At 70.8% G+C, this 22,799-nt stretch carries 19 protein-coding genes and 1 pseudogene; 10 read left to right on the forward strand and 10 right to left on the reverse strand.

What is annotated here, in order from left to right; all coding sequences use genetic code 11:
• The first annotated feature begins 178 nt into the window (after window positions 1-178).
• Together EHF32_RS14970 and EHF32_RS14975 are read left to right on the forward strand one after the other, a co-directional pair.
• The gene (locus EHF32_RS14970; protein ID WP_137418926.1) at window positions 179-2,692 is read left to right on the forward strand and encodes an ATP-binding protein; all 2,514 of its coding nucleotides are present in this window, start codon (window positions 179-181) and stop codon (window positions 2,690-2,692) included.
• Entirely contained in the window at window positions 2,689-3,360 is a 672-nt protein-coding gene (locus EHF32_RS14975; protein ID WP_137418927.1) for a response regulator, read from the forward strand. Before EHF32_RS14970 ends, EHF32_RS14975 begins: the two co-directional genes overlap by 4 nt.
• Window positions 3,361-3,367: 7 nt before the next feature.
• Here the strand turns inward: EHF32_RS14975 and EHF32_RS14980 are convergent, their stop codons facing one another.
• Both EHF32_RS14980 and EHF32_RS14985 read right to left on the reverse strand, forming a co-directional pair.
• Complete coding sequence (locus EHF32_RS14980; RefSeq protein ID WP_137418928.1) at window positions 3,368-3,790, reverse strand: organic hydroperoxide resistance protein; 423 nt, start codon at window positions 3,788-3,790, stop codon at window positions 3,368-3,370.
• A gap of 34 nt (window positions 3,791-3,824) precedes the next feature.
• Complete coding sequence (locus EHF32_RS14985; RefSeq protein WP_238343739.1) at window positions 3,825-4,268, reverse strand: MarR family winged helix-turn-helix transcriptional regulator; 444 nt, start codon at window positions 4,266-4,268, stop codon at window positions 3,825-3,827.
• A 148-nt stretch (window positions 4,269-4,416) separates the two neighbouring features.
• Between EHF32_RS14985 and EHF32_RS14990 the strand changes: the two genes are divergently transcribed.
• Complete coding sequence (locus EHF32_RS14990; protein ID WP_137418929.1) at window positions 4,417-5,280, forward strand: sulfurtransferase; 864 nt, start codon at window positions 4,417-4,419, stop codon at window positions 5,278-5,280.
• A 258-nt stretch (window positions 5,281-5,538) separates the two neighbouring features.
• Here EHF32_RS14990 and EHF32_RS14995 read toward each other — a convergent pair whose 3' ends face one another.
• From EHF32_RS14995 to EHF32_RS15020, 6 genes are all read right to left on the reverse strand, one after another.
• Window positions 5,539-6,882 (reverse strand): NtaA/DmoA family FMN-dependent monooxygenase, encoded by a 1,344-nt coding sequence (locus EHF32_RS14995; RefSeq protein WP_137418930.1) that lies wholly within the window; start codon window positions 6,880-6,882, stop codon window positions 5,539-5,541.
• 102 nt (window positions 6,883-6,984) lie between these two features.
• Complete coding sequence (locus EHF32_RS15000) at window positions 6,985-8,175, reverse strand: acyl-CoA dehydrogenase family protein (RefSeq protein WP_137418931.1); 1,191 nt, start codon at window positions 8,173-8,175, stop codon at window positions 6,985-6,987.
• Window positions 8,172-9,359, reverse strand: coding sequence for an acyl-CoA dehydrogenase family protein (locus tag EHF32_RS15005; RefSeq protein WP_137418932.1), 1,188 nt, complete (start codon window positions 9,357-9,359; stop codon window positions 8,172-8,174). Before EHF32_RS15005 ends, EHF32_RS15000 begins: the two co-directional genes overlap by 4 nt.
• Complete coding sequence (locus tag EHF32_RS15010) at window positions 9,359-10,021, reverse strand: methionine ABC transporter permease (RefSeq protein ID WP_137418933.1); 663 nt, start codon at window positions 10,019-10,021, stop codon at window positions 9,359-9,361. The genes EHF32_RS15005 and EHF32_RS15010 overlap by 1 nt, the downstream gene beginning before the upstream one ends.
• Entirely contained in the window at window positions 10,021-11,055 is a 1,035-nt protein-coding gene (locus EHF32_RS15015) for a methionine ABC transporter ATP-binding protein (RefSeq protein ID WP_137418934.1), read from the reverse strand. Before EHF32_RS15015 ends, EHF32_RS15010 begins: the two co-directional genes overlap by 1 nt.
• 110 nt (window positions 11,056-11,165) lie before the next feature.
• On the reverse strand, window positions 11,166-12,146 hold the full coding sequence (locus EHF32_RS15020) for a MetQ/NlpA family ABC transporter substrate-binding protein (RefSeq protein WP_137418935.1): 981 nt from the start codon (window positions 12,144-12,146) through the stop codon (window positions 11,166-11,168).
• A 417-nt stretch (window positions 12,147-12,563) separates the two neighbouring features.
• Here EHF32_RS15020 and EHF32_RS15025 point away from each other — a divergent pair.
• From EHF32_RS15025 to EHF32_RS15035, 3 genes and pseudogenes are all read left to right on the forward strand, one after another.
• A pseudogene (locus EHF32_RS15025) lies at window positions 12,564-13,510 on the forward strand (pyridoxal-phosphate dependent enzyme); the annotation flags it as partial.
• 59 nt (window positions 13,511-13,569) lie between these two features.
• On the forward strand, window positions 13,570-14,727 hold the full coding sequence (locus EHF32_RS15030; protein WP_137418936.1) for a cystathionine gamma-synthase: 1,158 nt from the start codon (window positions 13,570-13,572) through the stop codon (window positions 14,725-14,727).
• 239 nt (window positions 14,728-14,966) lie between these two features.
• Complete coding sequence (locus EHF32_RS15035) at window positions 14,967-16,730, forward strand: hypothetical protein (protein WP_137418937.1); 1,764 nt, start codon at window positions 14,967-14,969, stop codon at window positions 16,728-16,730.
• A 26-nt stretch (window positions 16,731-16,756) separates the two neighbouring features.
• Here EHF32_RS15035 and EHF32_RS15040 read toward each other — a convergent pair whose 3' ends face one another.
• The gene (locus tag EHF32_RS15040; RefSeq protein WP_137418938.1) at window positions 16,757-18,745 is read right to left on the reverse strand and encodes a sensor histidine kinase; all 1,989 of its coding nucleotides are present in this window, start codon (window positions 18,743-18,745) and stop codon (window positions 16,757-16,759) included.
• Between the two features lie 69 nt (window positions 18,746-18,814).
• Between EHF32_RS15040 and EHF32_RS15045 the strand changes: the two genes are divergently transcribed.
• Together EHF32_RS15045 and EHF32_RS15050 are read left to right on the forward strand one after the other, a co-directional pair.
• On the forward strand, window positions 18,815-19,180 hold the full coding sequence (locus EHF32_RS15045) for a response regulator transcription factor (protein WP_137418939.1): 366 nt from the start codon (window positions 18,815-18,817) through the stop codon (window positions 19,178-19,180).
• Entirely contained in the window at window positions 19,177-20,010 is an 834-nt protein-coding gene (locus EHF32_RS15050) for an endo alpha-1,4 polygalactosaminidase (RefSeq protein ID WP_137418940.1), read from the forward strand. The genes EHF32_RS15045 and EHF32_RS15050 overlap by 4 nt, the downstream gene beginning before the upstream one ends.
• A 108-nt stretch (window positions 20,011-20,118) precedes the next feature.
• On the opposite strand, the gene EHF32_RS15055 is transcribed toward EHF32_RS15050, so the two are convergent.
• A complete protein-coding gene (locus EHF32_RS15055; protein WP_137418941.1) occupies window positions 20,119-21,147 on the reverse strand; it encodes a TerC family protein in 1,029 nt (342 codons plus the stop codon).
• A gap of 199 nt (window positions 21,148-21,346) precedes the next feature.
• Here EHF32_RS15055 and EHF32_RS15060 point away from each other — a divergent pair, with 199 nt between their 5' ends.
• Together EHF32_RS15060 and EHF32_RS15830 are read left to right on the forward strand one after the other, a co-directional pair.
• Window positions 21,347-22,498, forward strand: coding sequence for a MalY/PatB family protein (locus EHF32_RS15060; RefSeq protein ID WP_137418942.1), 1,152 nt, complete (start codon window positions 21,347-21,349; stop codon window positions 22,496-22,498).
• A gap of 76 nt (window positions 22,499-22,574) precedes the next feature.
• Window positions 22,575-22,739, forward strand: coding sequence for a hypothetical protein (locus EHF32_RS15830; RefSeq protein WP_161594136.1), 165 nt, complete (start codon window positions 22,575-22,577; stop codon window positions 22,737-22,739).
• Window positions 22,740-22,799 lie beyond the last annotated feature (60 nt).

Consider the following 22,799-nt stretch of genomic DNA (forward strand, 5'->3'; position numbering starts at 1 on the left):
CCCTGCTCACCTGTCACAGATCGACGCTCGCGGTTCGATCTGTGACAGGCGAGCGGGTGGGGGTCATGCTCCCCTGTCTCAGATCCACGGCCGAGGCTCGATCTGTGACAGGGGAAGCGGCTGTCCACCGAGCGCGGGGAAGATCAGCGGGCGACGCAGGGAAGATTAGGGTGAGGGCATGAAGCGCGGGAGGCTGCGCGTGCTGCTGGGCGCGGCGCCGGGCGTCGGCAAGACGTTCCAGATGCTGCGCGAGGGCGCGAGACTCGCCCAAGAGGGCGGCGACGTCGTCATCGCCGTCGTCGAGACCCACGGCCGCGCCGCCACGGCGCAGCAGGCCGAGGCGCTCGCACAGATCCCCAGACGGCGGTGGGCGCATCGGGGTGTCGAGCTCGACGAGATGGATGTGGATGCGGTCATCGCGCGGCATCCCGACGTCGCCCTCATCGACGAGCTCGCCCACACGAACGCCCCGGGATCGCGGAACGAGAAGCGCTGGCAGGACGTCGAGGAGGTGATCGCGGCCGGCATCGACGTGATCACCACGGTCAACGTGCAGCACATCGCCTCGCTCGGCGACGTGGTGGAGCAGATCACCGGCGTCGCACAGCGCGAGACCGTGCCCGACACGGTCATCCGCGGCGCCGATCAGGTCGAGGTGGTCGACCTCGCGCCGCAGTCGCTGCGGGACAGGCTGTCGGCCGGGCTCGTCTATCCCGCCGAACGCGTGGATGCGGCGCTGTCCAACTACTTCCGCCTCGGCAACCTCACGGCGCTGCGCGAGCTCGCGCTGCTCTGGCTCGCAGACGAAGTCGACAGCGCCCTGAAGGACTACCGGAGCGCGCACGACATCCGCGGCACGTGGCACACGCGCGAGCGGGTGGTCGTCGCACTCACCGGGGGCCCGGAGGGGGAGACGCTGCTTCGCCGAGGCGCCAGGATCGCGGCTCGCTCGGCCGGCGGCGAACTCCTCGCGGTGCACGTCTCCAGCGCGGAGGGCCTGCGCCGCGCGACACCGGGCGCGCTCGCACAGCAGCGGGCGCTGGTCAAATCCCTCGGCGGCACCTACCACCAACTCGTCGGCGACGACGTCCCGCGTGCGCTCGTCGACTTCGCCCGTTCCGTGAACGCGAGCCAGCTCGTCATCGGCGTCAGCCGCCGCTCCCGGTGGGCCGCAGCGGCCACCGGCCCCGGCATCGGGGCGACCGTCATCCGACTCTCGGGCGACATCGACGTGCACATCGTGAGCCACGCGGCCGCCGCCGGCGGACGGATGCGGCTGCCCTCGGTGCAGCGAGGAGCGTTGAGCGTCAAGCGCCGCATCCTCGGCTTCGTGATCGCGCTGACCGTGGGGCCGCTGCTGTCGGCGGCGCTGTTCGCCTTCCGCAGTGACGAGTCGATCACCTCCGACGTGCTCGCCTTCCAACTGCTCGTGGTCGTGGTCGCCCTCGTGGGCGGGATCTGGCCCGCGCTGTTCGCAGCGGTCCTTTCGGGGCTGACGCTGGACTTCCTCTTCGTCGCGCCGACCTTCACCGTGTCGATCGCGCACCCGTTGCACGCGCTCGCACTGGGCCTCTACGTCGTGATCGCGATCCTCGTCAGCTACATCGTCGACCAGGCCGCCCGACGCACCCGCCGTGCGGAACGAGCCGCGGCGGAGTCGGAGCTGCTGGCCACGGTGGCCGGATCCGTGCTGCGCGGCGAGAGCGCGGTTCCCGCCCTCATCACCCGCACGCGCGAGGCGTTCGGACTCGCCGGGGTGCGCCTGCTCGCCGCCGACGGCGAGGTCATCGCCACTGACGGTGAGCCCGTGCGCGGCGGCGACTTCACGACGCTCACGGTCGGCGATGCGGTTCTCGAGCTGCACGGACCCGACCCGGATGCGTCGGCTCGGCGCCTGCTCGAAGTGATCGTCGCGCAGCTCGCCGCAGCTCTCGAGCACACCGACCTGTCGGCGGCGGCGCGGGAGGTCGACGCGCTCGCCGCCACCGATCAGGTGCGCACGGCCCTGCTCTCCGCGGTCAGCCATGACCTGCGCCGGCCGTTGGCCGCTGCGGTCGCGGCCATCGGCGGCCTTCGCGCCGCGGGAGCGCAGCTGAGCCCCTCGGATCGGCGCGAGCTGCTCGACACCGCCGAGGAGAGCCTCGCGACCCTGTCGGCCCTCGTGACCGACCTGCTCGACGTGAGCCGCGTGGAGGCGGGCGTGCTCGCGGTCGCGCTCGCGCCGGTGGATGCCGCCGGCTCCGTCCTCGCCGCCCTCGACGAGCTGGGGCTCGGCCCCGGCAGGGTGGAGCTCGCGCTCGATCCTGCTCTGCCGGAGATCACCGCCGACCCCGTGCTGCTGCAGCGGGTCATCGTGAACGTGCTCGCGAACGCCGCGCGCCACTCGCCGCCGGACGCCCGGGTGCGGGTGGCGACGAGCAGTCTCGGCGAGCGGGCCGAGATCCGCATCGTCGACCGGGGTGCTGGCGTGCCGGCCGAGCGTCGGGACGACATGTTCGCGCCCTTCCAGCGGCTGGGCGACACGGACAACACGGTCGGACTCGGACTCGGGCTCGCGCTGTCGCGCGGCTTCGCGGAGGGGATGGGCGGCACGCTCACCGCGGAGGACACCCCCGGCGGCGGGCTCACCATGGTCGTGTCGCTGCCGCTGTGGCCGGAGGACGCCGCATCCGCGGGGAGGATGGGCTCGTGAAGATCCTGGTCGCCGACGATGACCCGCAGCTCGTGCGGGCTCTGCGTATCACGCTCGCCGCGCACGGCTACGACGTGGTGGCAGCCGCGGACGGCGCGGCGGCGATCACGCTGGCCGCGCAATCGCATCCCGACATCGTGCTGCTCGATCTCGGCATGCCGCATCTCGACGGTGTGCAGGTGATCGAGGCGCTGCGCGGGTGGACGACGGCGCCCATCATCGTCGTCTCCGGACGCACCGGGTCCGCCGACAAGGTGGACGCGCTGGATGCGGGCGCCGACGACTACGTGACGAAGCCGTTCCAGATCGACGAGCTGCTGGCGCGGCTGCGCGCGCTCGGACGGCGGGCCGCCGCATCCGTCGACGATCCTCTCGTCCGCTTCGGGGACATCGAGCTGGATCTGGCGACGAAGACGGTCACACGCGCGGGTGCGCGCGTGCATCTGACGCCCACGGAGTGGCGGATGCTGGAGTTCCTCGCGCGGCATCCCGGTGCGCTCGTGACGCGCCAGAGCCTGCTGAAGGAGATCTGGGCGAGCGAGAACGTCAATGACTCGGGGTATCTGCGCCTCTACATGTCGCAGTTGCGCAAGAAGCTGGAGGCGGACCCCGCTCGCCCGGTGCATCTGCTCACCGAGACCGGAATGGGGTACCGCCTCCAGCTCTGAAGGAGGATCAGTCCTCGACGACGCGGACCGTGACCTCGATGTTGCCGCGGGTGGCGTTCGAGTAGGGGCAGACCTGGTGCGCGGCGTCGGCGAGGGCCTGCGCCTGGTCGGCGGGGAGGTCCGGGATGACGACCTCGAGCTCGACGGCCAGCTGGAAGCCGCCCTGGCCGTTGGGGCCGATGCCGACGCGCGCGCCGACGCTCGTGTCGTGGATGGCGACCTTCTGCATCCGTGCGACGGACTGCAGGGCGCTGTGGAAGCAGGCCGAGTAGCCGGCGGCGAACAGCAGCTCGGGGTTCAGGGCCTCGCCCGCTCCGCCCATCTCCTTGGGGACGCGCACGTCGGCGTCGAGGATGCCGTCGCTCGTGGTGACGTGGCCGTTGCGGCCGCCTCCGGTGGCGAGGGCTTCTGCGGTGTAGAGGACGTCCATGGGGGATACCTTTCGTTGATTCTTCGGGAGGGACTCAGTCGGCGTCGGCGTGCAACGTCTCCGTGAGTGAGTGGAGGGCGGTGAGTAGTGCGCGGGCCGCATCCGGCTCGAGGCCGTAGCAGTTCCACATCTGGGACGGCAGCTCGGACATCTCGGCGCGCAGGGCCGTGCCGCGCTCAGTGGGTGCGACCGTGACCACGCGCCCGTCACCGTCGTCGCGGGTGCGGCTGACGAGTCCCGCCTTCTCGAGGCGCTTGAGAAGTGGCGACAGTGTGCCCGAGTCCAAGCCGAGCCCGTCGCCGAGCTGGCTGACCGTGCGCGGCCCGCGGTCCCAGAGCTCGACGAGCACGAGGTACTGCGGGTAGGTGAGCTGCCAGGGTTCCAGCAGACGCCGGTACACCTGGGTCGTCGCCCTGCTCGCCGAGTACAGCGAGAAGCACAGCATCCGATCCAGCGCCGGTCCCGTCGTCTCCGTCATGGAGAAAGGATTGCACGCAATTCAGTTGTGCGCAACTCACTGCGTATTTCGACGTCGGACGCAGGGGCGTGTGACGGGGTGTGACGTCCGGTGACGTGCTGTTGCGACGGGCCGTGAACGCCGGATGCCGGCCGGGCAGGCTCGCGGTATGACGTCGCCACCCGTCATCGACACCCACGAGCTGCGCCGTGCACTCGCCGCTGCTCGGCGTCCCGTGCGGCTGCTCGACGTGCGGTGGCGGCTCGATCTGCCGGAGGGGCGCCCCGCCTACCTCGCGGGGCATCTGCCGGGTGCCGTCTATGTCGATCTCGAGCGCGAGCTTGCGCGTCCCGGACATCCGGAGGAGGGGCGGCATCCGCTCCCCACACTCGCCGACCTGGAGCGTTCGGCGCGCTCGTGGGGCGTGGATGCGGGCGACCTCGTCGTGGCCTACGACGACAACGACGCCGTGGCGGCGGCCCGGGCCTGGTGGCTGCTGCGCCGCCGAGGCGTCGACGTGCGCGTACTGGACGGGGGACTTCGCGCCTGGATCGCGTCCGGCGGCCTGCTGGAAGGCGGCGACGTGAGGCCGGAACCCGGGAACGTCGTGCTCGCCGACGGTGACCCGGGGATCGCTTCGATCGAGGACGCCGCCGGCGCCCCGCAGCAGGGAGCGCTGATCGATGCGCGCGCGCCGCAGCACTACCGGGGTCTCGCACCCACCGCCGATCCCGCGGCCGGCCACATCCCCGGTGCGATCAACGTGCCCGCCCTCGTCCACATGCAGGCCGACGGGCGGCTGCGACCGGCCGCCGAGGTGCAGCGGACGCTCACGGATGCGGGCGTGGACGCATCCGCCGGGATCGTCCTGACCTGCAGCTCGGGGATCGCTTCTGCCCACAGCGCGCTCGCGCTCGCCGCGGCGGGCATCGACGCGCGGGTGTTCCCCGGCGGCTGGAGCCGCTGGTCGCGCACCCCAGGGCGGCCGATCGCCGTCGGCCCCACCCCCTGGGGTGACGTCTTCGCCCGCTGAGCCCGCTCCGCCTCTCGCGCCGTCGAGCGTGTGCTCGCCCGGTTGTGTGCTCCCCCACCGGCGTGCTTTCGCGTGAACGGTTGAGACACGGAGGTCTGCATTCGGCGGGCGGATGGATGCGTGTCTCACTTGTGCACGCGGAGGGGTGCTTTCGCGTGAACGGTTGAGACACGCATGCCCCGGGTCGCACGCATGCCCCGGTTCGCGCGCAGGCTCCCGCGGGGGAGGGGCGCCCCGGCGGGAGCCGGGCGTCGCGGCTCAGCGACGTGCGGGGTGGGCGTCGGGCAGATACGGTCCGGCGCCGAAGAGACGCTCGCGCAGGGTGGTGGCCTCGTCCGCGTCGCGGAGCCGACCGCGCCGACGCAGCTCCGGCACGACGAGCTCCGCGACATCCCGGAGGGTGTCGAACGAGTGGTACTGGCGCAGATTGATCCCGTCGATGCCGTCCTCGTCGAGCCACCGTTCGACCTCGTCGGCCACGACTCCGGGAGTGCCGACCACGAAGTACCGGTCCTCGCGGCTGCGCCGGAACGCTTCAAGAGTCTCGGCGACCGTGCGCTCGGGCGGGAGACCCAGTCCGCCGACGTCCACTCCCGCCAGCGCCGCCGCCTCCCCGACGGTCAGCGAGCCGTCGAAGGCCGTCAGATCCAGGGGCACGCCGGCGTGCGCGAGGATGCCGTCGAGACTCGTGAATCGGCGGTAGGTCTCCCACTTCTGCGCCGCTTCCGCCTCGGTCCGCCCCACGACGATGCCCGCCTGCACGACAAAGCGGAGATCGTCGGGGGAGCGCCCCGCGGCCGCCGCGGCCTCCCGCATCCGGGCCCTGTTGCGACGGAAGTCGTCGGCGCTCTTGCCGCCGGTGAAGACCACCTCGGCGTGGCGGCCGGCGAGGGCGATCCCGGCAGGAGAGCCGGTGGCCTGGAACAGCACGGGGGTGCGCTGCGGTGTCGGCTCGACGAGGTGCGGCCCTGCGACGCGGAAGTGCTCTCCGATGTGGTCGATGTAGTGCACCTTCGCCGGATCGGTCACCAGAGCGCCTTCCGCGTCGAACACGACGGCGCCCTCATCCCACGATCGCTCCCACAGCGCGTAGACGACAGAGAGGAACTCGTCGGCGATGCGATACCGCTCGTCGTGCGGGATCTGCTCGTCCAGGCCGAAGTTGCGGGCGGCGTTGGGCAGGTACGACGTGACGATGTTCCACCCCACACGTCCCCGCGTCAGTGCGTCGAGCGTGGACATGCGACGGGCGAAGGTGAACGGCGGTTCGTAGCTCGTGGAGAAGGTCACGCCGAATCCCAGCCTGCGGGTCACGGCAGCCATGAGCGGCACGACGAGCAGCGGGTCGTGCGAGGGGATCTGCAAGCCCTCGCGCACGGCCGTCTCGGGGCCCTCGCGGAACACGTCGTAGGTGCCGACGACGTCGGCGAGGAAGACCGCGTCGAACCCGCCGCCCTCGGCGAGCTGCGCGAGCTCCTGCCAGTACGCGATCTCGCCGTGGCGATGCCGATTGTTGCCGGGGAGGCGCCAGAGTCCGTGCGTGATGTGACTGACCGTGTTCATCTCGAACAGGTTGAGGATGAGCTTCTTGGGCTCGGGCATGGATCTCTCTCGGGTCAGGTTCTCGGGCGGGGTGGGGCGGCTGCTCGGGCGCGGTCGGCGTCGTGTCGGGCCGGACGCGACAGGCGAGAACGCCGAGCCGGTTCAGGTCTCTCCGACCGTCCACCAGGACGCGAGCGGCGTGCCGGTCAGTTCGTGCTCGCCCAGCGCGCGCGCTTTGAACCGTAGGGGATTGTGCGAGGCGAGCGTGCGTGCGTTGCGCCAGTGGCGGTCCAAAGCACGGTCGGCCTCGAGCGCGCTCGCACCGCCGACCTCGAACAGGCGGTTCGCGGCCTCGAGAACGGCGGGGAGGATCACCAGCTGCGCCGCGGTGACGGCTCGATCCGCCGCAGCGACCGCGGGGCGGGCTCGTTCGTCGTCGCCGGACAGCACGGCCGCGGTCGAGGCGTCGAGAGCCGCGGATGCGGCGGCCAGCGCGGCGTCGGCCGCGAACGAGGATGCGGCGATGTCGCCGACGACCTCCTGCACGAGCGGATCGTCCTGCGCCCTGCGGGCGACTCCGTGGCTGAATCCGCGGGTGCGCGTGCGGACGTAGGTGCTCGCATCGTCGAGGACAGCGCGGCCGATCCCCGCGGCGGCCGCGAGCAGTACGAGCTGTACGAAGGCACCGGCGTGACTCACGCGCCCCTGCTCCCGGGCGATGATGTCGTCCTCCTCGATGCGCACGTCGCGGAAGATCGTCGTGCCGCTGCCCGTCAGGCGCTGGCCGAACCCGCGCCAGTCGTCGACGCGCTCGACGCCGCTCGCCGTGGTGTCGAGCATCACGCTGACCTGCTCTCCCTCGTACTCGGCGAGGACGCCGACCGTGTCGGCGAACAGTGTGCCGGTCGAGTAGAACTTCCGCCCGTCCAGGCGCAGGCCGCGCGCGTCGCGGGTGACCGCCGTGGCGACGTGGCCGACCGAGGCAGGTCCCCGCTCGAATGTCGCGTTCCCGTGGATCGCTCCCGCCGCGACCCGCGCCAGCAGGCGGTCGCGGCGGGCTCCGGGTGGCGAGAGCAGGGTCCGGTCGACGAAGGCGAAGTGCGACCGCAGCAGTTGCGCAAGGTTCGGATCGCGGCGTGCGAGCTCCGCCAGCAGCTCGAACAGCTGCGACGGGCCCGCTCCGCGCCCGCCGAGCGCGACGGGAAGGGTCACGCGGGTGAAGCCGGCGTCACGCAGCGCCTCGACCTCTGCGTGCGGCAACCGCCGCTCCCGTTCTCGCGCGACGGCTTCCTGCCCGACGGCGTCGAAGACCGCGTCGAACTCGCGCACCAGGGCGGCCGATCCGACGCTCATGCGACCGAACCCGTCGCCGGGATGCCGGTCGGTGCGCCGGGCGCCTGCCAGGCGGGAGGCGTTCCATCCAGCTCGAACCGGCCGACCGCGCGCACCCGCTGGAGAACGGGGTTGTGGGAGGCGATCGTGCGGACATTGCGCCAGTGCCGATCCAGGCCCAGCGTGCGCGAGGTCGCGCTCGCGCCGCCGACCTCGAACAGTCGGCTGGTGGCGGCGAGCACGAGCTCGATCACTGTCTGCTGCGCGCGGTACACCTCCAGCTCGACGTCGCGCAGCGCGGCGCCGTCGTGGGCCGTCGCGGCGGCGTCCAGATCCGCCGCGACGCTGAGCACGATCCGCCGTGCGGCGGACGCGGCGGCGCTGATCTCACCCACGACGACCTGCACGAGCGGGTCGCTGGCGGGCCGCGTCTCGCCGGCGAAGCCGAAGGTGCGTCGTCGCGGGCGCACGAAGGCGACGGTGTCGGCGACCGCCCTGCGGGCGATCCCCGCGATCACGGCCAGAAGGGTCAGCTGGTAGACGCCCCCGATGACGCGGTGACGATCCTCGTCGTGCCCGCTCAGAGGGAACACGTCGCCGGGATCGACCGCCACCGCATCCAGGATCGTCGTGCCGGAGGCGGTCAGCGGCTGCCCGAATCCGTCCCAGTCATCCACGATGCTCACCCCGGGCGCATCGGAGCGCACCGCCAGAGCGACGCGCTCGCCGGAGGCGTCGACGGCCGCCACATGGACCCAATCGGCGTAGAGCGAGCCCGTCGTGTAGTGCTTGGTGCCCGTCACCCGCAGGCCGTCGTGACCGGTGTCGGTGAGCCGGGTCGTCAGTTGCGCCGTCTCCTGCCGTTCGCTGAACGCGTTGCCCACGACATCCCCCGCGGCGAGACGCGGGAGCCAGCGGGCTGCGGCATCCGTGTGCCAGCCGTCCCAGCGGAGCTGCTCGACGAAGGCGATGTGCCCGCGCCAGATGTGCGCGAGGTTCGAGTCGACCTCGGCGAGCTCCACGATGCGCGCGAGCACGTCGACCAGCGAGGCCTCGGCACCGCCGACGGTCCGCGGCAGGCGGAGCGCGCCGAAGCGCTGCGCCCGCAGCTCGTCGACGGCCGCGAAGGGAAGGTCCCGGTCGCGCTCCCGCTCCGCGGCGCCCACGCGCCATCTCGCGAGCAGGTCGTCCCATGCGTCGGTCATCAGTGCATCACCTTCCGTGAGACCCAGTTGCCGAGCAGCTGTGCGGCCTGGACGAGGACGATCAGGACGACGACGATCACGAGCACCACGAACCAGTCGAAGCGCTGATAGCCGTACTTGAGCGCGAGGTCACCGAGCCCGCCGCCGCCGATCGCGCCGGCGACGGCCGTCGTGTCGACGAGCGCGACGACGATGTAGGTCAGCCCCAGCGTCAGCGGTCCGAGGGATTCGGGGAGCACGACCGTGAACAACACCCGGGCCGGGCTCGCCCCCATCGCCACGGCCGCCTCGATGGATCCCGGATCGACGGCGACGAGATTCGACTCGACGATGCGGGCGATGGCCATGGAGGCGACGATCGTGATCGGCACGGTGGCCGCGAGCGGCCCGATGCTCGTGCCGATCAGGAGACGGGTGAGGGGGATGATCGACACGGCGAGGATGATGAAGGGCACGGGCCGCACGATGTTGATGACGAGGTTCAGGCCGCCGAACACGACCCGGTTGGCGAGCAGGTTGCCCGGTCTCGTCGCGTACAGGAGCAGCCCGAGGCCGAGTCCGAGGATCGTCGCGAGGGTGAAGGAGATCGTCACCATGAGCAACGTCTCGAACAGGGCCCGGCCGATGCGCGGGAGCAGGGCGTCCAGGTAGGCCGCATCCATCAGCGTGCTCCTTCCAGCTCGGTGACCAGTGCCGCATCCCGCAGGTCGATGAGGGCGCGATCCACGTTCTCGTCGGTGCCGAGCAGCTCGACGGTGAGGCTCCCGAACAGCCGTGCCTGCAGCTCGTCGACGCCGCCGTAGACGACGTTCACGTCGACGTCGTGCACGCGGGAGATTCGCGAGAGGAACGGGTCGTTGGACTCCCGGTTCTCGATGTGCAGCTGCACGAGACGTCCGGTGTGGACCGTGCGGATGCGGCGGATCGTCTCCGCCGCCGGCAGGTGGTGCAGTACGGAGGAGACGAAGCGGCGCGACGTGGGATGCTGCGGGTGCGCGAACACGTCGTACACGCTGCCCTGCTCGACGACGCGGCCCTCCTGCATGACCGCGACGCGGTTGCAGACGTCGCGGATCACCTCCATCTCGTGGGTGACGACGAGGATCGTGATGCCGTACTCCGCGTGCACCCGGCGAAGCAGGTCCAGCACCTCGCCCGTCGTCTGAGGATCGAGCGCGCTCGTGGCCTCGTCGCTGATGAGCACGTCGGGTCGGTTCGCGAGCGCGCGCGCGATGCCCACGCGCTGCTTCTGCCCGCCCGAGAGCTGCGAGGGGTACTGGAGCGCCTTGTCGGACAGTCCGACGAAGTCGAGCAGCTCGGCCACCCGGTCGATCGTGTCGCTCTCGGAGACCCCCGCGAGTCGCAGCGGGTAGGCGATGTTCTTGTAGACCGTGCGGGAGCGCAGCAGGTTGAACTGCTGGAAGATCATGCCGATCCGCTGGCGGGCGCGGCGCAGGCCCGCCGCGTCGAGCGCCGTGACCTCCTTCTCGCCCACGAACACGCGTCCGCTGGTCGGACGCTCCAGCGCATTGACGGTGCGCAGCAGCGTCGACTTCCCGGCGCCGGAGTATCCGACGATCCCGTAGATGTCGCCGGCATCAACGGTGAGGTTCACGTCGTCGAGTGCGGTGAGGGTGCGCCCGCGGGCTGTGGTGTAGGTCTTCGAGACGTGCTCGAAGCGGACGGCGGTGCTCATGCTTCTCCAGGAGTGGATGCGGGTGCGTGCGTCACATCTCGCGCCACGGCCTCGCTCGACGACCGGGGTCTGGCCGGTCGTCGAGCGAGAGCAGCGAGCGCGGAGGCGGATCAGCCGTTGGCGGCAGCGGACTTCTCGAGGTCTGCCAGCTTCGCGCGCAGGGTGTCGACGGGGATCTGCACGAGCACCGTCGCGCCCTTGTCCTCCTTCTCGAGCGCCTCGGCCGCGCGCGGGTCGGCGTACGCCTCCTCGAGGATCTTCCACGCCGGGTCGTCCGCGTTGTCGGCGCGACTGGCGACGACGTTGATGTACGGCAGGTTCTTCTCGTCGAGCGAGTCATCGAGGTACAGGGCCTTGTCCGCGGTGATGCCCTGCGAGGGGTCGAAGTAGGAGAGGCCCACGACGACGGCGGACAGGCTCGGGTCGTCGAACTGCTGCGGAATCGTGGTCGCCGCGATCGGCACGAACTCCAGGTTCTTCGGGTTGGCGGTGACGTCGTCGACCGAGGGGAAGTCGCCCGCATCCTTGCTCAGCTCGATGAGCCCCGCCGAGGCCAGGATGCCGAGCGCGCGGCCGCCGTTGGACGGGTCATCGGGGATGGCGATGCGGCCGCCATCCGGGATCTCGTCGGTGTCGCCGAGGGTTGCGGAGAAGATGCCCCACTGGGTGATGACCGTCGAGAAGACCGGCGTGAGGTCTTCGTCGTTCTGGGCGTTGAAGTTGGAGAGGTACAAGATGTGCTGGAACGCGTTGCCGTCGACCGTTCCGGCGGCGAGCTCCGTGTTCGGCAGCACCCAGTCGTCGACGTTGACCCAGGTCACGTCGAGCCCCTTCTCTGCCGCGATGTCCGCGATGGCGCTCTGGAAATCGGAGTCCTCGCTGACTGCGATACGCAGCGCGAGACGCTCCTCGCCGCCTGCCGCGGCGGCCGGTTCCCCGGAGCGGGTGAGGTTCGCGACGATGGCGACGACGCCGACGATCACCGCGACGACGGCGACGGCTGCGACGCCCAGCCAGACGTTGCGTCGTCGCTTGCGCGAGGTGTCGAGGGTCGTGCGCAGGTCGGCGGAGTCGGACGGGTTCTCGGACATGTGATGTCTCCTCGCTCTGGCCGTTGCGCCGGTGGCGCGCGGGCTCTGTGTGCTGTGTCGGCGACCCGGGGTCGCGATGCCCTCATTGCGCCACACCGGGTCGGCGGCATCCGATCCGAGCCGTCACACCTCGTCGCGCATCGTCACATCCCGTCACGGACCCTGGTGGCGCGAACGAGCATCCGTTCATCGAGTGAGCACCCAATCGAGTGCTCACTCGATGAAGCAGTGCTCACTCGGCGGCGCGGGGCGGGCGCGGGGCGGGGCGGGCGCGGGCTCTGGTAGGGTCGCAGCGTGCTTACCTGTCGTTGTTGTCGCTGAGTGATCCCGTGCGCCCTTTCGCGCACCCTCACCGATAACCACCGACAACCCGCGGGCTCCCCGCAGCCGGGCCCCGCCGCACCCAGGGACACCTCCATGCGTTACGCATCCAGCGTCGCCGCGCTCGTCGGCAACACCCCGCTCGTCAAACTCAACCGGGTCACCGACGGCATCGCCGCGACGGTGCTCGCCAAGGTCGAATACTTCAACCCCGGCGGCTCCGCCAAGGACCGCATCGCGAAGAACATCATCGACGCCGCCGAGCGCGACGGACTCCTGCAGCCCGGCGGCACCATCGTCGAGCCCACCAGCGGCAACACCGGCGTGGGCCTGGCGCTGGTCGCCCTCGAGCGCGGCTACCGGATGATCTTCGTCGTCCCCGACAAGTTCGCCGGCGAGAAGGTCGCGGTGCTGCGGGCCTACGGCGCCGAGGTCGTGATGACTCCCACCTCCGTTCCGCCCGAGCATCCGGACTCGTACTACAGCGTCTCCGACCGGCTGGCGCGCGAGATCCCCGGGGCGTTCAAGCCGAACCAGTTCGCCAACCAGAACGGCCCGCGCGGACACTTCGAGACCACGGGCCCCGAGATCTGGGCCGACACCGACGGTGCCGTCACGCACTTCGTCGCGGGCATCGGCACCGGAGGCACCATCAGCGGCACGGGCCGCTTCCTCAAGCAGGCGTCCGAGGGTCGCGTCACGGTGATCGGCGCCGATCCGGAGGGGTCGATCTACTCCGGCGGCCCGCTGCACGGCTACCTCGTCGAGGGGGTCGGCGAGGACTTCTGGCCCACCACCTTCGACCCCGCCGTGGTCGACCGCTACGAGCGCGTGGGCGACGCCGAGGCCTTCGCGATGACGCGCCGCCTGGCCCGCGAAGAGGGCCTGCTCGTGGGGGATCGGGTGGCATGGCGGTGGTCGCCGCCCTCCGAGCCGCGCAGGAGCTGCCCGCCGATGCCGTCGTCGTCGTGGTGCTGCCCGACCACGGCCGCGGCTACCTCAGCAAGATCTTCGACGACGCCTGGATGACCGATCACGGATTCGCCGTCGAACAGACCACGAGCCTGCTCTCCGAAGCCGGCACCGACGAAGGAGCACACCGATGACCAACCCCGCAGCCCGCGCCTTCGCCAGTCTCGCGGTTCACGCAGGGCAGGACTTCGACCCCACCACCGGTGCGGTCATCCCCCCGATCCACATGAGCACGACGTTCGCGCAGGACGGCATCGGCGGTCTTCGCGGCGGCTACGAGTACGGCCGCAGCGGCAACCCCACCCGCACGGCTCTCGAGACGCAGCTCGCCGCGATCGAGCACGGCGAGCACGCGCTGTCGTTCTCGTCCGGACTCGCCGCCGAGGACGCACTGCTGCGCGCCGTGCTGAAGCCGGGCGACGAGGTCCTCCTCGGCAGCGACGTGTACGGCGGTACCTACCGGCTGCTCGCCCGTGTGCTCGGCCCGTGGGGCGTCACGCTGCGCGTGGTCGACATGAGCGATCTGGATGCGGTCGCCGCAGCCCTCGACGAGCGACCGGCCCGCATCCTCTGGGTCGAGACGCCCTCCAACCCGCTGCTGAAGGTCAGCGACATCGCGGGTCTCGCGCGCCTCGGGCACGCGGCGGGCGCGGTGGTCGTGGTCGACAACACGTTCGCGACCCCCGCGCTGCAGCAGCCGCTCGCCCTCGGTGCGGACGTGGTGGTGCACTCCACGACCAAGTACCTCGGCGGCCACTCCGACGTCGTGGGCGGCGCCCTCGTCACGAACGATGCGGAGCTCGCCGAGCAGGCGCGTTTCCTGCAGTTCGCCGTCGGCGCGGTCTCGAGCCCGTTCGACGCCTGGCTGACCACGCGCGGCATCAAGACGCTCGGTGTGAGGATGCAGCGCCACAGCGAGAACGGCGATGCCGTCGCGAACTTCCTCGCCGGCCACGAGCGGGTGGCGGCCGTCTACTATCCCGGCCTGTCGACGCATCCCGGCCACGACACCGCGCGCGCCCAGATGAGCGGGTTCGGCGGCATCGTGTCGCTCGCGCTCGCCGACCAGGCCGCGGCCCGCCGCTTCGCCGAGTCCACGCGACTGTTCACGCTCGCCGAGTCGCTCGGGGGTGTCGAGTCCCTCGTGAACTACCCCGACGCGATGACCCACGCGTCGGTGCGCGGGACCGAACTGGCGGTCCCCGTGGAGGTCGTGCGCCTCTCGGTCGGCATCGAGGACGCGGAGGATCTCCTCGCGGATCTGGATGCGGCGCTCGCCGCGATCTGAGCGGACACGTCTCCGAATTACGCGGATCTGGATGCGGCGCCCTCCGCGATCTGAGGCCGTATCCGTGATGCTGGGTGCGCAATCGCTCGTGTGATGCCCGTTCCCGCGTGGCGCTGGGTACAGTAGTCGCGCAAAGCAGGTCGACCCGACGGCCTGAGGGGATCTATGAGATCGATGGTGCGCCCAGACTCCGTGTCGTCGAAGGCGTCGAGCGACGACGTGACCGGACGGAACCGGCGATGACCCCTGCCCGCACATACGCCGAGGGGCGCGGCGGCGGTGCCGTCGGAAGTGCGCGACGCGTGGCGCGGATCTGGTGGGGGACCGTCACCAGCGGTCGCTTCTTCAGCGGATGGAGCGCTGTCGTCGCCCTTCTGATCGCGGTGACCGTGCTCGGCGCCTACCGGTCCGTGAACTCGACGGTGGAGTATCTGCCCGCCATCGGAATCTCGGTTCTCGTCTGGGCCGTGCTGGTGGCGCTCCTGATGCCGGTGGCGTGGGCCGAACGTCGGATACGACGCCCTCGCCGGCGGGCCGTCGTCGTGCTCGCCGCCGTCGTCGCCGCCGGAGCGGTGCGGCCCCTGCTCAACGATGCCGCGGGCTTCCTGTTGCTGCACGAGCCCAGTACCGGATCATGGGTGGAGCGCATCACGACGAATGTCGTCATCTGGCTCATCGTGCTCTCCCTCGTCGCCACGGCGACGGTGGCCTACGACGCCACCCGAGACGCGAGCTCGCGCCTGCGGGTCGCGCTGTCCGATCTCAGCGAGGCCGACCGTCGCGCCGACGCCTACGCGCGTCGCGCCCGCATCCTGCTGCACGGGCAGCTCGCGAAGCTTCGCGCCGAGCTCGCGCAGCTCGTGGCGACGAGTCCCGGATTCGACGACGTCAGCGCGTTCTCGCAGTCGGTCCGCGCGGTCAGCCACGATCTGGAGGATGAGGCGGCGCTGCCGCTGTCCGAGATTCCCGCGGGGACGGGTCCCGTGGAGGTGCCCGCCTCCGCGCGGCGACCGCTGCTGGCGCGCTTGCGCCCCCCGAGCCCGGTCGTCGTCAGCATCGCTTACGTGGTCGGCAGCCTTCCGTACACGCTGACGACGGTGCCGACCGCGCTCGCGCTGTTCGCCGTCGTGCTCGTCTTCGCCTGCGGCTTCGTGGCCGACGCGGTCGCCCGTCGCTCGTCGCGCCGACGTTCGGCCACGGGTCGCGGCGGCGCCATCCTGTTCGCCTGGTTCGCGACCGGGGTCCTCTTCTCTGCCGCCGCGATCCTCCTGGCGCCTGAGACTCTGCCGACGGCGCTCGTTCCGATCCTCGCCTTCCCGCTGCTCGCAGCCATCATCGGTGTCTCCTCCGATGCCATCCACAGCGCGATCGTGCAGACGCGTCGCCTGTCGCGCGCTCTGGCCGCGCAGACGGATGCGGTGGCGACGCGCACGACGCGCGCGCGTGTCGAGCTGCGCAGCGCCGCCGAGCAGCTCCACGGGCGCGTGCAGGGCCGGTGCGTGCTGTTCGCCGCGACGGTGGACGAACGCGCACCGACAGCGGAGGAGGTCGATGCCTTCGCGGCCACGATCACGCTGGCGCTGGCGGAGATCGAGGGCACCGCGCCGACGCAGGCCGGGGCGGCGCCGATCGCGCCGCCGAACGCGCTCGCCCAGATGATCGAGACGTGGTCCCATGTCCTGGAGATCTCGAGCGACATCGACGACGAGGCCCGGATCGCGCTCGGACGCGAGGACGTGACGCGCCGTGTCGTCGACATCGCGAGCGAGGGCTTCCTCAACGCTGTCAAACACTCGGGCGCGAGGCGGGCGACACTCGAGGTGACCCACGGCGACCCGGATGCGGCCCCGGAGCTGCGCGTGGAGGTGTCGTCGCCGGGACGCCTCGGCTCGGCGCTGCCTCTCACGGCCGGCCGAGGCATCGCCAATCTGGGCGGCGCGCATCTCTTCCAGCGCGGCCGCGACGTCGTGCTCGAGGCTCGGGTGCCGTTGCCCGTCGCCTGAATCGCGCGGGGACGGATGCGGGATGGTCAGGCGGGGTGCGGCGCCGCCGGAAGCCGGAGCACCGCGCGCAGGCCGCCGGATGCGGGGGAGACGAGTTCCAGCGTCCCGCCGTTGCGCTGCGCGAGGCGCTGCGCGATGGACAGGCCGAGGCCGACGCCCGGCGTGCCGGACTGCTCCGCCTCAGCGGCCCGGAAGAAGCGGTCGAACGCGCGGTCGCGGTCGGCATCGCTCATGCCGGGCCCGCTGTCGCTGACCGAGAACTCGGTGACCTCGCCGTCTTCGCGGACGCGCACCAGCACGTCCCCGTCGGTCGGCGTGAACAGGATCGCGTTCGTGAGCAGCGCTCCGAGGGAGCGATGGATGTCGGCGGGAACCCCGTGCACGTTCGTTCCGGCGTCGATGTCGATCTCCAGGCGCAGCCGCTTCTCGTCGGCGGCCGCGCCGTGCGAGGCGACGATCGCCGCGACCACGGAACGGGTGGAGAGCGTGTGCTGCTCGCCGGGACTCACCGGCGTCGCATGGGCTCCGCCGACCATCAGCAGATCCTCCACGAGATCCGACAGACGCAGACCGTTCCGGCGGATGCGGGCGACCCAGTCGCGTTCGAGGGCGGTGAGTACGGGCGACTCCTCGAGAAGCTCCGCGTAGCCCAGCACGTTGGTCAAGGGCGTGCGAAGCTCGTGGCTCGTGGTCGAGATGAAGTCGTCGCGCTGCCGGCTCAAGTCGGCCCGCAGCTCGGTGGCGGCGGCGCGCTCGCGTTCGGCCTCGGCACGCGCCTGGATCATGCGCACGGTGCTCGAGACGTCGAGCACCTGGACGGCGAACAGCCCGGGATCGTTCTCGATCGGGTTGGCGACCATGCGCAGCGACGTGTCCCCGTCCGTGTGCACACGCTCGACGCCGTCGCGGCTGGCATGGCGGGCGACGTGCTCGAGGGGGCCCTTCCACTCGTCGCCATCGAGTTCGAGGGCGATCATCGATCGCGCTGCGGGATTCGCCCACAGCAGCCGGGTGCTCTCAGCGTCGCGCCGGGCCACGGCGAGACCCACCTCGGTCTCGACCAGCCCGCCCGAGAGCAGGTGACTGGTGCGCGCCGCCACACGCGCCGTCTCCTGCTGCTCCGCGCGCGCGGTGAGCAGCAGGAGGGACACCGTCGCCAACGCGATGAGGAAGATCTCGACGGTGATCGCGCGCTCGGCCGAGGAGAGCCCGAGCGCGAACGGCCCGCGCCCGGCCAGGGTCACCATGAGAATCGCGATGCCGGCGACGAGCACCTCGATGAGGGACGCCACGAAGGGCAGGCGCAGGCATCCCCACGCGATGATCATGAACGGGAGGAAGGTGAGAGGGATCTCCACACGGGGTGCGGCGACGAATGCGAGCACGCCCAGCAGGAGGGCCGGCTGCAGCACGGCCTCCCAGCGCGCCAACGGGACGGGGCCGGAAGACGGCGGGATGCACGCGAACGGAGCGATCAGAAGCACGGCCGCCGCGTGGGACGGGAGCACGCTCAGCGCCGTCGCCCAGAAGTCGCCGCCGCCGGCAAGGGCGGCCGTGGCGGCAGCGATCAACGCCGCCACGAGGGCGCCCGTGAGACCGGCGACGACGAGGACGAGCGCCTCGCGGGTGCGGCGCAGCAAGAACGTGTGGGATCCTCGGTAGCCCCAGATCGCCAGGACGGCGAGCAGGACCGCGATCTCCATGGCGTTCGCCAACGCGTAGCCGACCGACACCGCGAGCGATCGCCCGTACATGAGGTTGGGGATCACCGTCACGACGAGAACGAGCAGCACGACGGCCACGCGCCGTCGTGGGGGATTGAGCAGCGCGAAGAGGGCAGCCGCCCCGGCGGCCGGCCACCACGCGGCGGCGCTGCCTCCCGGAGGCGTGAAGATCGTCCCCGTGAGTCCCAGGGCGGCGATGGTGACCGCGGCGATCGGCCAACTCCACCACGGGGGGATCCAAGCGGTCCGTGACGGGGCGCCGAGTGTCGCGAACGGGGCGCCAGCCTTCATACTGTGAACGTACCCTCTCGGCGGTCCCCGCCCCGTCCACGAGTCAAGGGTGACAAGGAGGTGGCGGCCGTGGCGAGCATTCTGGTCGTCGAAGACGATGCCGATGTGGCGCAGCTGATCCAGCACCGCCTGGCGGCGTCGGGACACGAGGTCGCCGTTGCTCCCGATGGCGAGCAGGGCCTCGTGGCGGCACGCGACGCGCATCCCTCCCTCGTGATCCTCGACTGGATGATGCCGCACCGCACCGGTCTGGAGGTCTGCGCGGAGCTCCGCGGCGATGCGTCCTTCGCGAGCACCCGCATCATGATGCTCACCGCCCGGGCACAGGACGAGGACATCGCGCGCGCGATGTCCGCCGGCGCCGACGACTTCATGACGAAGCCCTTCTCGCCGCGCGAGCTCGTCGCGCGGGTGGGTGTCCTGCTCGCCTCATGACGCTCCGCCGCTCCGCGTTCGCGCGGGCGCGGGCCGCAGCCGTCCTCGTGCTGGTCGGGGGCGTGGGCGTCGCCGTCGCCGCGTGTGCGAACGAGCCCGCGTCGCCGCAGCCGCCGCCCGCCGCCACGCCGGTCGACTACCAGCTCGGCGGCGCGTACCCGCCGGATCCCCGGGTGGGGATCGTGGCCCGCGATCGCACCGCGGCGCCCGCCGACGGGGTGTACTCGATCTGCTACCTCAATGCGTTCCAGACGCAGCCCGGGGAGCGCGACGAGTGGCCAGACGACCTCGTCCTGCGCGAGGGCGGAGCGGACGTGACGGACCCGGACTGGCCCGACGAAGCGCTGCTCGACACCCGTTCGGATGGCGGCCGCCAGGCTATCGCGGAGCGCGTCGGAGAGTGGATCGACGGCTGTGCGGCGTCGGGCTACGACGCGGTCGAGTTCGACAACCTCGACACCTACACGCGCTCCGGTGGTCTTCTGGGTGCCGACGACAACCTCGCGCTCGCGACGCTGCTCGTCGAGCGGGCGCATCGCGCGGGCCTCGCCGCGGGTCAGAAGAACGCGGCGGAGGATGCGGAGCGCCTGCGCACCGAGGCCGGCTTCGACTTCGCCGTGGTGGAGGAGTGCGCGTACTACGACGAGTGCGCGGCCTACAGCGACGTGTACGGCGATGCTGTGGTGGCGATCGAGTACACCGACGCGATCGACCGGCCGTTCGACGAACTCTGCGCCGACCCGGCGACGCCCGCATCCCTCGTGCTGCGCGATCGCGACCTCACGAGGCCGGGGGACGCGGACTACGCCTTCGAGATCTGTCCGGGCTGACGCGGCGCATCACCCGCATCCACTCGTCAGGAAAAATCCCCTCCGCAGGATGATTCCGCGCCAACGGTCCTGCTGAGGGGACATCTCCTGATGTGCGTGACTGTGAGCTCAGTGCTCGTCGACCTCGGCTGTGGCGACGGGGCGCCCCTGCACCCGTTCGCGGTCGGCCTTCAGACGGTCGCCGCGGGTCTTGAGCAGGCTCGCGACGGTGGCCACCGCGATCGTCGCGCCGATGAACAGCAGCGAGAACCAGATCGGGATCTCGGGGATCCAGTCGATGTGCTCGCCGCCGTTGATGAACGGCAGTTCGTTGACGTGGAGCGCGTGGAAGACGAGTTTCACACCGATGAAGGCGAGGATGACGGCGAGGCCCTGCGCCAGGTAGACCAGTCGCTCCAGGAGCCCGCCGATGAGGAAGAAGAGCTGGCGCAGGCCCATCAGAGCGAAGGCGTTGGCGGTGAAGACGATGTACGCCTCCTGCGTGAGCCCGTAGATCGCCGGGATGGAGTCGAGGGCGAACACGAGGTCGATGAACCCGACGGCGACGACCGTCAGGAGCATGGGGGTCACGAAGCGCTTGCCGTCGATCTTCACGGTCAGTCGGTCGCCGTGGTACTCGTCGCGAACCGGAAGGATGCGGCGCATGAACCGCACGATCCGCCCGTTCGAGGGGTCGGACTCGTGGCTCGAGAACGCCTGCTGCCAGGCCAGGTACAGCAGGAACGCTCCGAAGATGTAGAACACCCAGGAGAAGTTCTCGATGAGGGTGGCGCCGAGGGCGATGAAGGCGCCGCGCATGATGAGCGCGATCACGATGCCGATCATGAGCACCTTCTGCTGGTACTCCTTGGGTACGGCGAAGCCCGTCATGATGATGAGGAAGACGAAGAGGTTGTCGATCGACAGCGCCTTCTCCGTCAGGTACCCGGCGAAGTACTCGCCGCCGAAGGTCCAGCCCGACACCATGCCGATCCCGACGCCGAACAGCAGCGCCAGGCCGATGTAGAAGACCGACCAGACGGCGGATTCGCGGATGGTGGGGGCGTGCGGCTTGCGCACGTGCACGAAGAACTCGAAGACGAAGAAGGCGATCGTGATCGCGATCGTGATGAGCCAGATGACGGGGGTGACGTTCACGGAGAACTCCAAGGGGTGGGCGTACGGTCATGACGCCAAGGTCTCCTCCGCCCCGATGCTGGTCGGGACCGGCGGCCCGGGATCCGACGTTGGATCCGTATTGACGAGCCGACCGCGAGCGGGAGTACTCCCCTTGCTTGAATGACAGAATACGGCATCGCGGGCACGTCGAGCGCACGCCACCGGTAGCGTCGGATCTGTGACGCATCCCTACGACGAACGCGGCCGCGAGACGCTCGATCGTCCGGAGAGTCGCAAGTGGAGTCTGCATCCGGGCAAGATCGGCGCATGGGTGGCCGAGATGGACTTCGGCACCGCGCCGGTGGTGAGTGCGGCACTGCACCGCGCGGTCGAGGAGGAGACGCTCGGGTATCTCTCGCCGGCGCTCGCCGAGCGGATGGCGAAGGCGACGGCGGGATGGATGCGGCGCGCTTACGGCTGGAGCATCGCGCCCGAGCGCGTGCACCCCGTCGCCGACGTGATGGCGGCGCTGGGCGTCGCGGTCCGCACGTTCGCGCCCGCCGGGTCACCGGTCATCGTTCCCACGCCCGCCTACATGCCGTTCCTCACCTACCTGCCTGCGATCGGACACCCGGTGATCCCGGTGCCCGGTCGCGTGGTGTCGGGGCGGTGGGAGCACGACCTCGACGGCATCGACGCCGCGTTCTCCGCCGGCGCGCGCACGCTCGTGCTGTGCAACCCGCACAATCCGACCGGTTCCGTCCTCACCCGGGAAGAGCTCACCCGGATCGCTGACGTGGTCGAACGCCACGGCGGCCGGGTCTTCGCCGACGAGATCCACGCGCCGCTGCGGTACGGCGGTATCGCCCACGTGCCGTACGCGTCCCTCTCCGAGGCCACCGCCGCGCACACCGTCACCGGCACGAGCGCGTCGAAGGCGTGGAACATCCCGGGGGTCAAGGCCGCGCAGCTCATCACGTCGAACCAGAACGACGACGACATCTACCGGCGCGTGGGTTTCGCTCACGTGCACGGCGCATCCACTCTCGGCGTCGTCGCATCCATCGCCGCTTACGAGGAGGGAGAGCCCTGGCTCGCCCAGACGATCGAGTACCTCGACGGCAATCGGATGCTGCTGGTCGATCTGCTCGCCGAGCATCTGCCCGAGGTGCGGTACACGCCGCCCGAAGGGACCTACCTCGCGTGGCTCGACACGCGCGGCCTCGCGCTGCCGGACACCCCCGCGGACTTCTTCCGCGAGCGCGCGGGGGTCGTGCTGACCGACGGCGCGCTGTGCGCGGCTCCCGGATTCCTTCGGCTCGTGCTCGCGATGCCCCGGCCGCTGCTCGCGCACGCGGTCGCCGCGATGGGCGCGAGCGCGCGCGAGTAGACGGGTCGTCGCGGATACGCAACCCCCGTGGCATGCCGCATCCGCCGACCTACCGTGATCGCAGCAGGAGGCGGTCATGGGTATCAAGGAGCACGACGATCTCCGCGATGACGCGGATTACTTCGAGGAAGACGTGCGGCGGGAGTTCGAGGAGCGCTTCGGCGCCGCCGTGCCGGAACCGGCGAGCCCGATCAGCAAGCCGATCCCCATCCCCAGTTTCCGGCCGCTGCGCCGGCGGTGACGTAACGGGGTTCTCCGTCTTCGACTGACGCCCGACCCTGCCGCGCGTAGCATGGCGTTC

Origin of the sequence: Microbacterium sp. RG1 (assembly GCF_005347485.1) — a bacterium.
Lineage (GTDB): Bacteria > Actinomycetota > Actinomycetes > Actinomycetales > Microbacteriaceae > Microbacterium > Microbacterium binotii_A.

Excerpts from the sequence above, each read along its gene's own strand:
- EHF32_RS14970 (WP_137418926.1), top strand. The coding sequence starts at position 179 with ATGAAGCGCGGGAGGCTGCGCGTGCTGCTGGGCGCGGCGCCGGGCGTC.
- EHF32_RS14980 (WP_137418928.1), bottom strand. The coding sequence starts at position 3,790 with ATGGACGTCCTCTACACCGCAGAAGCCCTCGCCACCGGAGGCGGCCGC.
- EHF32_RS14985 (WP_238343739.1), bottom strand. The coding sequence starts at position 4,268 with ATGACGGAGACGACGGGACCGGCGCTGGATCGGATGCTGTGCTTCTCG.
- EHF32_RS14990 (WP_137418929.1), top strand. The coding sequence starts at position 4,417 with ATGACGTCGCCACCCGTCATCGACACCCACGAGCTGCGCCGTGCACTC.
- EHF32_RS14995 (WP_137418930.1), bottom strand. The coding sequence starts at position 6,882 with ATGCCCGAGCCCAAGAAGCTCATCCTCAACCTGTTCGAGATGAACACG.
- EHF32_RS15000 (WP_137418931.1), bottom strand. The coding sequence starts at position 8,175 with ATGAGCGTCGGATCGGCCGCCCTGGTGCGCGAGTTCGACGCGGTCTTC.
- EHF32_RS15005 (WP_137418932.1), bottom strand. The coding sequence starts at position 9,359 with ATGACCGACGCATGGGACGACCTGCTCGCGAGATGGCGCGTGGGCGCC.
- EHF32_RS15010 (WP_137418933.1), bottom strand. The coding sequence starts at position 10,021 with ATGGATGCGGCCTACCTGGACGCCCTGCTCCCGCGCATCGGCCGGGCC.
- EHF32_RS15015 (WP_137418934.1), bottom strand. The coding sequence starts at position 11,055 with ATGAGCACCGCCGTCCGCTTCGAGCACGTCTCGAAGACCTACACCACA.
- EHF32_RS15020 (WP_137418935.1), bottom strand. The coding sequence starts at position 12,146 with ATGTCCGAGAACCCGTCCGACTCCGCCGACCTGCGCACGACCCTCGAC.
- EHF32_RS15030 (WP_137418936.1), top strand. The coding sequence starts at position 13,570 with ATGACCAACCCCGCAGCCCGCGCCTTCGCCAGTCTCGCGGTTCACGCA.
- EHF32_RS15035 (WP_137418937.1), top strand. The coding sequence starts at position 14,967 with ATGACCCCTGCCCGCACATACGCCGAGGGGCGCGGCGGCGGTGCCGTC.
- EHF32_RS15040 (WP_137418938.1), bottom strand. The coding sequence starts at position 18,745 with ATGAAGGCTGGCGCCCCGTTCGCGACACTCGGCGCCCCGTCACGGACC.
- EHF32_RS15050 (WP_137418940.1), top strand. The coding sequence starts at position 19,177 with ATGACGCTCCGCCGCTCCGCGTTCGCGCGGGCGCGGGCCGCAGCCGTC.
- EHF32_RS15830 (WP_161594136.1), top strand. The coding sequence starts at position 22,575 with ATGGGTATCAAGGAGCACGACGATCTCCGCGATGACGCGGATTACTTC.